Raw genomic sequence first — 13,563 nt, 5'->3', positions numbered from 1 at the left:
TCAGTCACATGACCCTGGGGAGTCACGTCATGCGCACGTCCGTTATCACCCGTTTTGCGAAGAACGACCGCGCCCTCTCCGGCCGCCGCCGCATCACCGTCCTCGCCGCCACCACCGTCCTCGCCGGCGGCATCCAGTTCCTCGCCACCGACAGCGCCTGGGCCTGCGGCGCCCCGGACACGGCGGCCGCGTCGAAGCGGACCGCCGCGGCCACTTCGGACACGGCGGCCGCCAAGCACGACGGCACGGTCCAGGCCGGGTTCTTCATGACGCCGAGCCTGACCGTCCGCGCCGGCGGCGCCGCGGTGGACGTCCCGGTCGAGGTCGCCAACTTCACCGGCGCTCCGTACCGCACGGTGAAGCCCGCGCTCTCGCTCTACAACGAGGAGGGCGCTCCCCTGCGCAGCGACTACCTGACCGTGGAGGTCGGCGGCCCCAAGGGCTGGCAGAAGGTCCCGCTGGTCCGCGGCTGCGACCCGAACCTCTTCGCGTCCTCCCCGTCCGGCGAGTCCCTGTCCGACGGTCGGGCCACCCACTTCACCTTCCGGATCGGCCTCTCCGCCAAGGCTCCCGCGGACCTGCACCGGATCCGGGTCGGCGTGACGACGAACACCGAGGACGGTGAGCACGCGCCCTGGGTGTTCAAGGACATGTCCGTGACGGTCCCCCAGTCGAAGGCCGGGCAGCCCACCACCCCGGCCAAGCCAGCACCCACCAAGACCACCAAGCCGGCGCCGACTGCCCCGGCGAAGAAGGCCGAGCCCGCCGCCGACAAGACCCCCGCCAAGGTCACCGAGCCCGCCGCCGAGACCACCAAGTCCCCGGCGCCGCAGGCCACTTCCACCACCCCCGCCACCACCGCCCCGGCCGGCACCCCGGAACTCGCCCAGACCGGCGCCTCCTCCACCAACACCTTCCTCGCCCTGTCCTCCGCCGCGCTCCTCGCCCTCGGAGCCGGCGTCCTGATCGCCGTCCGCCGACTCCGTCCCCAGCGCTAGTCGACGAACGGGCACACGAAGGGGCCCCTCCTCCGCACCACAGTGCGGAGCAGGGGCCCCTTCGTCGTCGCTCGGGCCGTGCGGGCCGTCAGCCCCAGGTGATCAGGCGCTTCGGGCGCTCCAGCAGGGCGGCCACGTCGGCCAGCACCTTGGAGCCCAGCTCCCCGTCCACCAGGCGGTGGTCGAAGGAGAGCGCCAGCGTGGTCACCTGACGCGGGACCACCTTGCCCTTGTGCACCCACGGCATTTCCCGGACCGCGCCGAAGGCCAGGATGGCGGCCTCGCCCGGGTTCAGGATCGGCGTGCCGGTGTCGACGCCGAAGACGCCGACGTTGGTGATGGTGATCGTGCCGCCCTGCATGTCGGCCGGCGAGGTCTTGCCCTGGCGGGCGGTCTCGACCAGCTCGCCGAGCGAGACGGCCAGCCCCGACAGGGTCTTGGACCCGGCGTCCTTGATGTTCGGGACGATCAGGCCGCGCGGGGTGGCCGCGGCGATGCCGAGGTTCACCTGGCCCCTGATGACGATCTCCTGGGCCGCCTCGTCCCACTGCGCGTTGATCTCGGGGTGCCGCTTGACCGCGGTGAGCAGCGCCCTGGCGACCAGCAGCAGCGGGCTGACCCGGACGTCCCGGCCCAGCTCGCCGCTCTCCTTGAGCCGGCGGACGAACTTCATCGTGCGGGTCACGTCGACCTGGACGAACTCGGTGACGTGCGGGGCGGTGAAGGCCGAGGCCACCATCGCCTGCGCGGTCGCCTTGCGGACGCCCTTGATCGGCACGCGGACGTCGCCCGCGCCGGACGCCGGCACCGACACCGCGGCCGGCTCGGCCACGGCGGCCTCGACCACCGGGGCGACCGGCGCCGCCGGAGCGGCCTTGGCCGCGGCGAACGCGTGCACGTCCTCGCGGGTGATCACGCCGTCGCGGCCGGTCGGGGTCACCTCGCGGAGGTCGACGCCCAGGTCCTTGGCCAGCTTGCGGACCGGCGGCTTCGCCAGCGGCCGCTCGCCGGCCGGGACTCCGGCTGCCGGTGCCGGGGCGACCGGAGCCGCCGGAGCGGGCTGGACGACCGGGGCCGCCGGCGCGGGCGCGACGGGCGCCGCGGCCGGCTTGGTCGCGGTGACCGTGGTGGTGGTCGTCCGGCGGGCCCGGCGCTGGCTGCCGCCGGTGCGCGGGCCGTACCCGACCAGCACCTCGCGGCGCTCCGGCTCGGCCTCCTCGGCGGGAGCCGGGGCGGCCGGAGCCGCGGCGGGGGCGGCCGGGGCCGCGGCTCCCGCCTCCCCGGCGACCGCGATCGAGATGATCACGGTGCCGACGTCGACCGTCGTCCCCTCGGGGAAGTGCAGCTTCTCGACCACCCCGTTGAACGGGATGGGCAGCTCCACGGCCGCCTTGGCGGTCTCCACCTCGCAGACGACCTGCCCGTCGGTGACGGTGTCACCGGGCTTGACGTACCAGCTGAGGATCTCGGCCTCGGTGAGGCCCTCGCCCACGTCGGGCATCTTGAACTCGCGGAGCGAGCGAACTTCGGTGGTCATCTTCGCTCCCCTGGATCAGTACGCGAGCGCGCGGTCGACGGCGTCGAGCACGCGGTCCAGGTCGGGGAGGAAGGCCTCCTCGACCCGGGACGGCGGGTACGGCGCGTAGTAGCCGCCGACCCGCAGGACCGGTGCCTCCAGGTGGTAGAAGCACTTCTCCGTGAGCCGGGCGGCCAGTTCGGCGCCCATGCCCAGGAAGACCGGTGCCTCGTGCACCACGACGGCCCGACCGGTGCGCTTGACCGACTCCTCCAGGGTGGTGAAGTCCACCGGGGAGAGCGAGCGCATGTCGACGACCTCCAGGCGGCGGCCGTCCTCCTCGGCGGCCGCGGCGGCCTCCAGGCAGACCTTGACCATCGGGCCGTACGCGATCAGCGTCGCGTCGGTGCCGGGGCGGACGATCCGGGCGTCGTGCATGCCCAGGTCGGCGGCGTCGCCGACCTCGCCCTTGTCCCAGTAGCGGCGCTTGGGCTCCAGGAAGATGACCGGGTCGTCCGACTCGATGGCCTGGCGCAGCATCCAGTGCGCGTCGTGCGCGTTGGAGGGGGTGACCACGCGCAGACCGGCGGTGTGCGCGAAGTACGCCTCGTGCGACTCGCTGTGGTGCTCGACCGCGCCGATTCCACCCGCGTAGGGGATGCGGATGGTGACCGGCATCTTGACGTGTCCGAGCGCGCGGGCGTGCATCTTCGCCAGCTGGGAGACGATCTGGTCGAAGGCCGGGTAGACGAAGCCGTCGAACTGGATCTCCACCACCGGGCGGTAGCCGCGCAGTGCCAGGCCGATCGCGGTGCCGACGATGCCGGACTCGGCGAGCGGGGAGTCGATCACCCGACCCTCGCCGAAGTCCTTCTGCAGGCCGTCGGTGATCCGGAAGACGCCACCGAGCTTGCCGATGTCCTCGCCCATGAGGAGGGTCTTCGGGTCGTTCTCCAGCGACTTGCGCAGCGCCTCGTTCAGCGCCTTGGCGATGCTCAGCTGACCGGCCATCAGAGGTTCTCCCCCGCCTCGAAGGAGGCCGCGTACTCGACGTACTCGGCCCGTTCCTCATCGACCAGCGCGTGCGGCTCGCTGTACACGTGGTCGAAGATCAGGGTCGGGTCCGGGTCCGGCATGCTGCGCACGCCCTCGCGCACCCGCAGCCCCAGCTTCTCGCTCTCGGCGTCGACCGCGGCGAAGAACTCGTCGTCGGCCAGGCCCTCCTTCTCCAGGTGGGCGCGGAGCCGGGTGATCGGGTCCTTGGCCTTCCAGGCCTCGGTCTCCTCGGCGTGCCGGTAGCGGGTGGGGTCGTCGGAGGTGGTGTGGGCGCCCATGCGGTAGGTGAACGCCTCGATCAGCACCGGGCCGTTGCCGCTGCGGGCGTGGTCGAGCGCCCAGCGGGTGACCGCGAGGCAGGCCAGCACGTCGTTGCCGTCGACGCGCACGCCGGGGAAGCCGAAGCCGGAGGCGCGGCGGTACAGCGGGATCTTGGTCTGGGTGGTGGTGGGCTCGGAGATCGCCCACTGGTTGTTCTGGCAGAAGAAGACCACCGGAGCGTTGTAGACCGAGGCGAAGGTGAAGGCCTCGTTGACGTCGCCCTGGCTGGAGGCGCCGTCGCCGAAGTACGCGATGACCGCGTCGTCGGCGCCGTCCTTGGTGATGCCCATCGCGTAACCGGTGGCGTGCAGGGTCTGCGAGCCGATCACGATGGTGTACAGGTGGAAGTTCTTCTCGTTCGGGTCCCAGCCGCCGTGGTTCACGCCGCGGAACATGCCGAGCAGGTTCAGCGGGTCGACGTCGCGGCACCAGGCCACGCCGTGCTCGCGGTAGGTGGGGAAGGCGTAGTCGCCGGTGCGCATGGCGCGGCCGGAGCCGACCTGGGCGGCCTCCTGGCCGAGCAGCGAGGCCCACAGGCCCAGCTCGCCCTGGCGCTGCAGTGCGGTGGCCTCGCCGTCGAACCGGCGCACCAGCACCAGGTCGCGGTAGAGGGAGCGCAGCTCCTCCGGAGTGGTGGTGAGGGGGTAGTCCGGGTGCTCGACCCGCTCGCCTTCCGGCGTGAGCAGCTGGACGAGCTCCGGCTGGGCGTCCTTACCCGTGGCGCGGAGGGTGTCAGGGACAGCGGGGGCCGCCTTCTTGCGGGTCCTCGCCGTGCTTTTGACGGTCACGTTCACTCCTCGGTCTGTCCGGCCGCCCGGGGTCGCCGGTGACCGGTCCGGTCACCGCCCCGCGGGGCGCGCGTGGGTGTGCGCACCTACTGCGGGGCAGGTGGTGATCCTGTTCCGACGGCGTCCCTCACGAGAACGTTACCCAGCGTCCGCCCTTGGCGCGCTTGCGCTAGGACGTCCTACTTGTTCAGGGTCACAACCCCGAGGGTGCCGCGCTCGGACCGCCGTCGGAAGGGTGGGGGTGACGGGCGACGTGACGCAGCTCTCAATTCGAGCGCCTTCAGGACACCAGCGCACGTTATCCGGGCGGACGCCCGTACGTAAGGGGGTTCTCGGTATCGGTTTCGGATGTCTCTGGCCGGATCACGTCTTTACGGCGATGTGAGCGATAGGTCTTTCGTACGGTGTTATGGGAGGCTTTGGACGTGACTGATAACGGACAAATCAGGGTATTCCTGCTCGACGACCACGAGGTCGTCCGGCGGGGCGTGCACGATCTGCTCTCGGTCGAGGACGACATCGAGGTGGTCGGCGAGGCCGGCACGGCCGCCGAGGCGCTGACCCGGATCCCCGCGGTCCACCCCGACGTCGCGGTGCTCGACGTCCGGCTGCCCGACGGCAACGGGGTCGAGGTCTGCCGCGAGGTCCGGTCCCTGCTGCCGGACATCAAGTGCCTGATGCTGACCTCGTTCTCGGACGACGAGGCGCTGTTCGACTCGATCATGGCGGGCGCCTCCGGCTACGTCCTGAAGGCGATCCGCGGCACCGACCTGATCACCGCCGTCCGGGACGTCGCGGCGGGCCGCTCGCTGCTCGACCCGGTCGCCACCAGCCGGGTGCTCGCCCGGCTGCGCGACGGCGGCGGGAAGGAGGACGAGCGGCTGTCCCAACTCACCAAGCAGGAGCGGCGGATCCTCGATCTGATCGGCGAGGGGATGACGAACCGTCAGATCGGCAACGAGTTGCACCTGGCCGAGAAGACGGTGAAGAACTACGTCTCCAGTCTGCTCGCCAAGATGGGCATGGAGCGACGCACCCAAGCGGCCGCCTTCGTGGCGCGGCACCAGGCCGACCACCAGTACTGACCTTAGGGCTGCACACAACTGACGATCTGTCAAGGGCCCCCGCGAGGGGGCCATACCCTCTGGCTGTGACTTTCAGCCAGACCCTCGCCTGCGCCCCGGCCCGCCCCGATCTCTCCGCACCGCCGATGGGGACCCTCAGCCCGCCCGTCCCGCACACCGCGCTCGTCGAGGTCCTGGCCCGCTACCGGGTGGGGCGCCCACTGACCGCCGAACCGGTCGCCGAAGGACTGCTGAACCGGGGGTACCGGGTCACCACCGAGGCCGGCCACTACTTCCTGAAGTGCTACGTCGACACCGCCACCGCCAGCCGACCGAAGATCCTCGCCCACCACCGCGCGATGGCCGCGCTGAACACCCTCGGGCTGCCCGTCGCACCGCCGCTGGCCTGCGCCGAACGCTCGGGCACGGTGGCCGGCCGGGGCGGCCGGATGTTCGCGCTGTTCCCGTGGACCGATGGCCGACACCGGCACGGTACCGAGCTCGGTCTCCCGCAGTGCGAGGCGCTCGGAGCGCTGCTCGGCCGGCTGCACGGCGCGCTCGACGACGTCTGCGCCCCCTTCGAGCAGCCCGCCGGCTACCGCAGCGCCGACCCGGCCGACAGCGCCGGGCTGGCCCGTGACCTGCGGCACCGCGCCCGCGAGCACCGCCCGCACGGGGACCTGGACGCACTGGTCGAGCAACGGCTCACGGAACGGCTGGAACTGCTCGCCGAGCACGCCCACCGCCGCCCCGCCCCGCAGGCCGCGCCGCCCACCGGCTGGACCCACGGCGACTTCCACGGCCTCAACCTGCTGTACGGCGACGACCCGGCGGGCGGCCGGGTGGCCGCCGTCCTGGACTGGGACAAGCTCGGCACCCAGCCGCGCGCCGAGGAGGCCGTCCGGGCCGCCACGCTGCTGTTCAACGACCGCGTGTCCGGCGCCCTCGACCTGGTCCGGGTCCGCCGCTACTCACAGGCCTACCGGGCCTCCGGCGCCGCCACCGCCGAGCACCTGGCCGCCGCCGCCCACCGGGTGTGGTGGGAGCGGCTGAACGACTTCTGGATGCTGCAGTGGCGGTACCAGCGGGCCGACCACCGGGCCGACCCGCTCTACCCCGCCTCGGCGGGCCAACTGGCGTGGTGGTGCCAGGAGTACGAGCAGGTCCTGGACGCCTTCGCCAACTGACCGGGTCAGCCCCCGGCCGGCAGCGTCCCCGTCGGCTTCGGGTCCGGCTTCGGCGGCGGGTTGGTGGGCGTGCCACCGCCGCCCCCGCCCGAGGTCGGCGTCGATCCGCCCGTCGACCCGCCGGTCGGGGTCGCGGAGGCGCTGCCCGTCGCCGTGTGGGGGGAGGTACCCGTCGGCGTCGGGGTCGGGGTGTGCTTGCCCGTGCTCGGCGACGGCGACATGTTGTTGCCGCTGTTGCTGCCGGTGTTGTTGCTGTTGCTGTTGTTGTTGCCGGTGTCGGTCGGCTGCTGCGGCTTCTTGCTGCCGGACACCGACGCCGGCGGACTCGGCAGACCGCTCTGGGTCGGCGTGGTCGGCTCGGACGTGCTGACCACCGGCGCCGGCGGCGTGGTCACCCCGGGGTCCTTGGTGACGTGGTCGGTACCGCTGAGCGCGAACGCGATCCCGGCACCGGCCGCGACCAGCACGGCGACGCCGCCCGCCACCCAGGCCCACGGCCCGCGCCGCCGGCGGTGCCCGTCGTCGTCCCCGCCGTCGTCCCCACCGCCGCCGTACGGGCCGCCGTGCCCCGAGTAGGGGGTGAAGGGGGTCTGCGAGTCGCTCTGGTAGGGCAGTGCGGAGGTCTTGTCACCGGGGCGGACGACGCCGAAGGCCGCGGTGGCCGCCGTCTGGTCCGGCCGGAGCACCTGGGTCGCACCGGTGTCGCCCGTGCCCCCCGGCACGCCGACCCAGCCGGCCCCGGCCGCGCCGTGCATCTCGCGCAGCGCGTGCTGCACGTGGGCGCGGAACTCGTCGGCGTCCTGGAAGCGGTCGTCCGGGTTCTTGGCGAGCGAGCGCAGCACCAGCGGGTCGAGGCCGACCGGCACCCGGCCGTTGGCCTGCGAGGGCGGCACCGGCGGGTCCTGGACGTGCTGGTAGACCACCGAGAGCGGGGTGTCGCCGGTGAACGGCGGGCGCAGCGTGAGCAGTTCGTACAGCATGCAGCCGGCCGCGTACAGGTCGGACCGGTGGTCGACCGGCTTGCCCAGCGCCTGCTCGGGCGAGAGGTACTGCGGGGTGCCCATGACCATGCCGGTCTGGGTCATCGTGGTGGCCCCGCCGGTCAGCGCCCGGGCGATGCCGAAGTCCATCACCTTGACCGCGCCGGTGGTGGTGATGATCACGTTGGCGGGCTTGATGTCCCGGTGGACGATGCCGTTCCGGTGGCTGTAGGCGAGCGCCTCCAGCACCCCGGCGATGATGATCAGCGCCTGGTCGACGGGCGGCGCGTCCTCGTCCGCCAGCAGCTCCCGGACGGTCCGGCCCTCGACCAGCTCCATCACGATGTACGGCGTGGACTCGTCCCCGACGTACTCCTCGCCGGTGTCGTAGACCGAGACGATCGAGTGGTGGTTGAGCGCCGCGACGGCGTGTGCCTCGCGGGTGAAGCGGATCCGGGCGACGTCGTCCTGGGCCAGTTCTCCGCGCAGCAGCTTGACGGCGACGGTGCGGCCCAGCCGCACGTCCTCGGCGGCGAACACCTCGGCCATGCCGCCGCGGCCCAGCCGGTGGGTCAGCCGGTAGCGGCCGTCACCGACGGTGCCCAGCGGCACGGCGGACCCGCGACCGGGGGTGTGCGGCCCGCCGACGAAGGGCGGCAGCGCCGAGGTCGGGGCTTCGCTGCCCGGCTCGGGGATCCTCGGCGTCCCGCCGGTCCGGCCGACCGCTCGGGCACCAGCGTCGTCGTCCGGATGCTGCGTCTGTGCCATCGCTCCTCGCCCCGGGCGTTCGCTCGGATCGCGGTGCCCTGTCGCTTACGTATCCCCGAACGCTACCGCTTCCGGCGCGCGCCCCGGCACCCGCCAACCGGTCGGAAACCGTCAGGGCCGGCCATTCCGGTCGGCCGCGAGGTCGACCACCAGCACGTTCGCGGGGCGGGCCGAGTGGCTGAACTTGCCGTTGGTCTTCTTGTCGGCGTTGTTGACCACGATCGCGATGATGATGCCGGCCAGCACGAGCACGCCGATGATGATCCCGACCACGACCACGACCGTCGAACAGCCGCCACCGCCGGGCGCCTTCGGCTGCTGGTACGGCGGCATCGGCTGCGGCGGCGGGGTGTGCGCCTGCTGCGGGAAGGGGTGCGGCGTGTGCGGCGCCTGCGGACGCGGCGCCTGGTAGGCCGGCGGCGGCGTCTGGTACTGCGGCGCCTGGGGCTGCGGGAAGGGGTGCGGCGTGTGCGGCGCCTGCGGACGCGGCGTCTGGTAGGCCGGCGGCGGCGTCTGGTACTGCGGCGCCTGCGGACCGCCCTGCTGGAGGTACTGCGGCTGCGGCGTGTGCGGGGCCTGCGGGGCGGCGTGCACCGAGCGCGGGCCCTCGTTGATCACCAGCGGGGTGCTGGCCTGCAGCGGGTGCCCGCTGCCGCCGCCCTTCGCGGCCGCGATCAGCCGCTCCGCCTCGTCGCGCATCGCCGCCGCGCTCTGGAACCGGTGCGCCGGGTCCTTGCGCAGCGCCTGGGCGACGAAGGCGTCCACCTCGGGGGTGACCGACCGGTTGAGGGTGGAGGGGGCCGGCGGCTCCTCCTGGACGTGCTTGTAGGCGATCGAGAACGCCGAGTCGCCGTCGAAGACCAGCTGGCCGGTGAGCATCTCGAAGAGCATCACGCCGACCGAGTACAGGTCGGAGCGGGCGTCGACCGGCTTGCCGAGCGCCTGCTCGGGCGAGAGGTACTGCGGGGTGCCGACCACCATGCCGGTCTGGGTCATCGACGTGACGCCGGACTCCAGCGCCCGGGCGATGCCGAAGTCCATGACCTTGACGTTGCCCTTGCGGTCGAACATGACGTTGCCGGGCTTGATGTCGCGGTGCACGAGGGACATGTCGTGCGAGGCCTCCAGCGCGTTCAGCACGCCGACGATGACCTTCAGGGCCTCCTCGGTCGGCATCGCGCCGTACTGGGCGACCGCCTCGTTGATCGCCTCGCGCAGGCCCTTGCCGTCGACCAGCTGCATGACGATGTACGGCGTGCTGGAGCCGTCCGGGGCGACGTCCTCGCCGCTGTCGTACACCGTGACGATGTTCGGGTGCTCCAGCCGGGCCACGGCCTGGGCCTCGCGGCGGAACCGCTCCTTGAACGAGTCGTCCCGGCCGAGCTCGCTGTGCATGCTCTTCAGCGCGACCTGCCGGTCCAGCACGCTGTCGTAGGCGAGGTGCACGGACGCCATGCCGCCCTCGCCCAGCAGCCGCTGCAGCACATAACGGCCGTTGCCCAGGGAGAAGCCCTCGACCGCCGCGTTGCCGTGCTCGCTCATGGTCCTCTGCTCCCCCTCGGCGCGGCCGTACTGCCGCAACCGTGACGTTCGGTCTCGTCCGTGCTGGTGGGCCCGGCCCGCTGGCCTGGCGGACCCCTGTCGCGGCGGCTCGACCGGCCTGCGACAGGGGTCAGGGTATCGGCTCGCGCCGACGGTGACCGGCCCCGGGGCCGGTCCTGGCCCCGGGCCGCCGGCGCCGGATCCCGGCGGCGACGGCCCGGGGCGGATCGTCGTGGTACGTCCGGTCCGGCGGACCGCCCCGGCCCACCGGCGGACGCCGGCTCCGGGCGCGGGCTACGCCGGGTGCCGGGCTACAGGTACGGACCGGAGCGGATGCCGCGGCCCTGACCCGGGTCGTCCTCGTCCGGGTCCCCGCCGTGCAGTCCCGGCGGCAGCGCCCGCCGCATCTGCTCCAGCTGGGCCCGCGCCGCCATCTGCTGGGCGAACAGCGCGGTCTGGATGCCGTGGAACAGGCCCTCCAGCCAGCCGACCAGCTGGGCCTGGGCGATCCGCAGCTCGGCCTCGGTCGGGATGGTCTCCTCGGTGAACGGCAGCGACAGCCGCTCCAGTTCGGCCACCAGCTCCGGGGCGAGACCGAGTTCGAGCTCCTTGATCGAGCTCGCGTGGATGTCCTTCAGCCGGACCCGGCTCGCCTCGTCGAGGGGAGCCGCCCGGACCTCCTCCAGCAACTGCTTGATCATGCTGCCGATGCGCATGACCTTGGCGGGCTGCTCGACCATCTCGGTCACCGGGAGCTCACGCGGCATGTCGCCGTCGTCGTCCCCGTCCCCCGCCGGGCCGGTGAACCCCTGGCCCACGGGCAACCCGTCCGGTCCGACGATCAGCACCTTCTGGCCGTCCTGCGGCTGCCCGCCGGCGGCCTGGTAGGGCTCCTGCGACGAGCGCTCGTTCATCGGATTCGTCATGAACAACATTCTCTCTCACTGGGGTTGGTCGGGCGGAAGCCCCCGCTCGTCCCGCCGTCCTGCGACACCCGTGACGACGGTACGCCCCCGCCCGCCGCGCGGGAATCCGTACGGCTACTCAGATCCCGCACCCCGCAGGCCGACCTCCCGCCGACGCTCCCGCCGCACGGAACCCGCACCGAACCTCCACCCCCACCCGCACCGGACGCCGGGCACGTCGATCCCGCCCGTACCCACCCGGCCACGGCGGGTGACGCCCGCCCGCCCCCACCGCCCCCGCGCGGCTCCCGGCTCCCGGCTCCGGCCGGCGGGCTCAGCCCTTCCGCAGTTTCACGCCGATCAGCCCCAGGCCGCAGCCGATCAGCCCGAGGCCGACGCCGAGCGGGAGCTGGGTCGTGGAGGCGTCCTGCCAGCGGGCGGGGAGGACGACCGGGATGGTGACGGCCGCGACGGGTCGGCCGGGGGCGGCCGTGACGGCGTCCGGTGCGACGGCGTCACCGGCGGCCGCCGGGTCCGAGCCGTCCGGATCGGCCTCCGCGCTCTGGTCCTGGGCCTGGGCCTGGTCAGGAGCCTGTGCGCCGGCCTGGTCGGGAGCCTGTCCGGCGGCCTGGCCGGGAGCCTGCGTCCCGGCCTGATCGGCGGCCTGGTCGGGAGCCCGGCCGGTCGCCTGGTCCGGCACCTGGTCCGGCGCCTGGTCCACGGTGGCGTCCGGGCGCTCCGGCAGCGACGCCGGTCGGTGCCGGTGGAGCTTGGCGAGGTCGTCGCCCTGGTACGGGCGGGGTGCCGGGTGCTGCGGCGGCGCGGCGGCCGGCTTGTGCGCGGTCGGGGCGACCGCCGGCTCCTCGGAGTCCACCTCCGCCCCCACCCCCGCCTCGCCCGGATCGCTGCCCGGCATCGGCACGGGAGAAGCGGAAGAAGCGGGAGAGTCAGGAGACGCCGGAGACGCCGGAGACGCGGGAGAAGCCGGAGAGGGGGACGGAAGCGGCGAGACCCCCGCCGAAGGCGACGGCATCCCCACCGCCGCCGTCGCGGCGGCCAGCGGGAGGGCGAGCCCCAGCACGGCCGCCGCGAACAGCCGCTGGGCGCGGGCCGGGCACGGCAGGCGACGGGTACGGAGGATGCGACGGGTACGACGGTGGTGCGGCGCCACGGGCAGCGGCCCGAGGAACGCGTGCGGAGATGCGGCCACGGTCGGAGTCCTTCCGACGGCCGACCGCGCCCGGGGGCGGGGTCGGCGGCGGGACAGCTCCGGACCAGCCTCGCACGATCCGACAATCCGGGCATTTCGGACGGTGTCGGCGCCGACCGCCGCACCCTCCGCCGCCGTCTCAGGCCCGCAGCACGACCTTCCCGACCTGCTCCCCGACCTCCAGCACCCGGTGCCCCTCGCCCGCGTCGGTCAGCGGCAGCACCCGGTCCACCACCGGCTTCACCACCCCGGACTCGACCAGCGGCCACACGTGCTCCCGCACCGCCGCCACGATCGCCGCCTTCTCCGCCAGCGGCCGCCCGCGCAGGTTGGTGGCGATCACCGCCCCCCGCTTGCGCAGCAGCGCGTTGAGGTCCAGCTCGCCCTTCACCCCGCCCTGCAGCCCGATGATCACCAGCCGCCCGTTCACCGCCAGCGCGTCCACGTTCCGCTGCAGGTACTTGGCGCCCATGATGTCCAGGATCACGTCCGCGCCGGCCCCGCCGGTGGCCTCCCGGAGCACCTCGACGAAGTCCTGCTCGCGGTAGTCGATGACGATGTCCGCGCCCAGCTCGATGCACCGGGCCAGCTTCGCCGCGCTGCCCGCGGTGACCGCCACCCGGGCGCCGACCGCCTTGGCCAGCTGGATCGCCATGGTCCCGATGCCGCTCGCACCGCCGTGCAGCAGCACGGTCTCGCCGGGCCGCAGGTGCGCGGTGAGGAAGACGTTGGACCACACCGTGCAGGCGACCTCCGGAAGCGCCGCGGCCTGCTCCGCGCTCAGCCCGGCGGGCATCGGCAGCAGCTGCCCGCTCGGCACCGCGACGCGCTGCGCGTAGCCGCCGCCGGACAGCAGCGCACACACCTCGTCGCCGACCGCCCAGCCGGCGACGCCCGGCCCGAGCGCGACGATCCGCCCGGCGCACTCCAGCCCCGGGTACGGCGAGGCGCCGGGCGGCGGGTTGTAGTGGCCCTGCCGCTGGAGCAGGTCGGCACGGTTGACGGCGGTGGCCGCCACCTCGACCAGGACCTCGCCCTCACCGGGCACCGGATCGGGCACCTCGGCCCACACCAGTGCCTCGGGGCCGCCGGGTACGGGAATCGTCATCGCATGCATGCCCCGAACCTACTGCGCGTCAGGGCGGTTCACCGGCCAGGGCGGTCCGCGGGGCGGGGCCCGCGCCGTCCGGCCGACGCCGCGAGCGCCTGCGGCGCCGCACCGGCCCGT

Annotated in this window: 11 protein-coding genes; 3 read left to right on the top strand and 8 right to left on the bottom strand. The window is 73.5% G+C overall.

Annotation, left to right across the window (positions count from 1 at the left end; genetic code table 11):
* The first annotated feature begins 29 nt into the window (after positions 1-29).
* Positions 30-998 carry an LPXTG cell wall anchor domain-containing protein gene (locus tag ACIRST_RS31245; protein ID WP_402806244.1) on the top strand — a complete coding sequence of 323 codons (969 nt, stop codon included), beginning with the start codon at positions 30-32 and terminating at the stop codon, positions 996-998.
* Between the two features lie 88 nt (positions 999-1,086).
* On the opposite strand, the gene ACIRST_RS31240 is transcribed toward ACIRST_RS31245, so the two are convergent.
* From ACIRST_RS31240 to pdhA, 3 genes are read right to left on the bottom strand one after another with little or no spacing between them, the layout of a single operon-like run.
* Positions 1,087-2,535, bottom strand: coding sequence for a dihydrolipoamide acetyltransferase family protein (locus ACIRST_RS31240; protein ID WP_350525951.1), 1,449 nt, complete (start codon positions 2,533-2,535; stop codon positions 1,087-1,089).
* Between the two features lie 15 nt (positions 2,536-2,550).
* Positions 2,551-3,525 carry an alpha-ketoacid dehydrogenase subunit beta gene (locus tag ACIRST_RS31235; protein WP_402806241.1) on the bottom strand — a complete coding sequence of 325 codons (975 nt, stop codon included), beginning with the start codon at positions 3,523-3,525 and terminating at the stop codon, positions 2,551-2,553.
* Complete coding sequence (pdhA, locus tag ACIRST_RS31230) at positions 3,525-4,679, bottom strand: pyruvate dehydrogenase (acetyl-transferring) E1 component subunit alpha (RefSeq protein ID WP_350525950.1); 1,155 nt, start codon at positions 4,677-4,679, stop codon at positions 3,525-3,527. The genes ACIRST_RS31235 and pdhA overlap by 1 nt, the downstream gene beginning before the upstream one ends.
* A 425-nt stretch (positions 4,680-5,104) precedes the next feature.
* On the opposite strand from pdhA, the gene ACIRST_RS31225 reads away from it, so the two are divergent.
* Positions 5,105-5,764 (top strand): response regulator transcription factor, encoded by a 660-nt coding sequence (locus tag ACIRST_RS31225; RefSeq protein ID WP_350525949.1) that lies wholly within the window; start codon positions 5,105-5,107, stop codon positions 5,762-5,764.
* A 125-nt stretch (positions 5,765-5,889) separates the two neighbouring features.
* A complete protein-coding gene (locus tag ACIRST_RS31220) occupies positions 5,890-6,930 on the top strand; it encodes a phosphotransferase (RefSeq protein ID WP_402806261.1) in 1,041 nt (346 codons plus the stop codon).
* 5 nt (positions 6,931-6,935) lie between these two features.
* Here the strand turns inward: ACIRST_RS31220 and ACIRST_RS31215 are convergent, their stop codons facing one another.
* The 5 genes from ACIRST_RS31215 to ACIRST_RS31195 form a co-directional block, all read right to left on the bottom strand.
* Positions 6,936-8,459, bottom strand: coding sequence for a protein kinase (locus ACIRST_RS31215; RefSeq protein ID WP_402806258.1), 1,524 nt, complete (start codon positions 8,457-8,459; stop codon positions 6,936-6,938).
* Between the two features lie 330 nt (positions 8,460-8,789).
* Positions 8,790-10,220: a protein kinase gene (locus tag ACIRST_RS31210; RefSeq protein WP_402806239.1), complete on the bottom strand. Its 1,431-nt coding sequence runs from the start codon at positions 10,218-10,220 to the stop codon at positions 8,790-8,792.
* A gap of 311 nt (positions 10,221-10,531) precedes the next feature.
* Positions 10,532-11,146 carry a bacterial proteasome activator family protein gene (locus ACIRST_RS31205; RefSeq protein ID WP_350525945.1) on the bottom strand — a complete coding sequence of 205 codons (615 nt, stop codon included), beginning with the start codon at positions 11,144-11,146 and terminating at the stop codon, positions 10,532-10,534.
* Positions 11,147-11,459: 313 nt separating this feature from the next.
* The gene (locus ACIRST_RS31200; RefSeq protein WP_402806237.1) at positions 11,460-12,047 is read right to left on the bottom strand and encodes a hypothetical protein; all 588 of its coding nucleotides are present in this window, start codon (positions 12,045-12,047) and stop codon (positions 11,460-11,462) included.
* A 427-nt stretch (positions 12,048-12,474) separates the two neighbouring features.
* On the bottom strand, positions 12,475-13,452 hold the full coding sequence (locus ACIRST_RS31195) for an NAD(P)H-quinone oxidoreductase (RefSeq protein ID WP_402806235.1): 978 nt from the start codon (positions 13,450-13,452) through the stop codon (positions 12,475-12,477).
* Between the last annotated feature and the right edge of the window lie 111 nt (positions 13,453-13,563).

This window comes from Kitasatospora sp. NPDC101447, assembly GCF_044767225.1.
GTDB lineage: Bacteria > Actinomycetota > Actinomycetes > Streptomycetales > Streptomycetaceae > Kitasatospora.
Note: the sequence above shows the minus strand (reverse complement) of the source record. Positions and strands in the feature narration are given on the sequence as shown.

What these genes read in the sequence shown, in the direction of transcription:
- ACIRST_RS31240 (WP_350525951.1), bottom strand. Translation starts at nt 2,535, where the DNA reads ATGACCACCGAAGTTCGCTCGCTCCGCGAGTTCAAGATGCCCGACGTG.
- ACIRST_RS31215 (WP_402806258.1), bottom strand. Translation starts at nt 8,459, where the DNA reads ATGGCCGAGGTGTTCGCCGCCGAGGACGTGCGGCTGGGCCGCACCGTC.
- ACIRST_RS31245 (WP_402806244.1), top strand. Translation starts at nt 30, where the DNA reads ATGCGCACGTCCGTTATCACCCGTTTTGCGAAGAACGACCGCGCCCTC.
- ACIRST_RS31195 (WP_402806235.1), bottom strand. Translation starts at nt 13,452, where the DNA reads ATGCATGCGATGACGATTCCCGTACCCGGCGGCCCCGAGGCACTGGTG.
- ACIRST_RS31220 (WP_402806261.1), top strand. Translation starts at nt 5,890, where the DNA reads ATGGGGACCCTCAGCCCGCCCGTCCCGCACACCGCGCTCGTCGAGGTC.
- ACIRST_RS31205 (WP_350525945.1), bottom strand. Translation starts at nt 11,146, where the DNA reads ATGACGAATCCGATGAACGAGCGCTCGTCGCAGGAGCCCTACCAGGCC.
- ACIRST_RS31235 (WP_402806241.1), bottom strand. Translation starts at nt 3,525, where the DNA reads ATGGCCGGTCAGCTGAGCATCGCCAAGGCGCTGAACGAGGCGCTGCGC.
- ACIRST_RS31210 (WP_402806239.1), bottom strand. Translation starts at nt 10,220, where the DNA reads ATGAGCGAGCACGGCAACGCGGCGGTCGAGGGCTTCTCCCTGGGCAAC.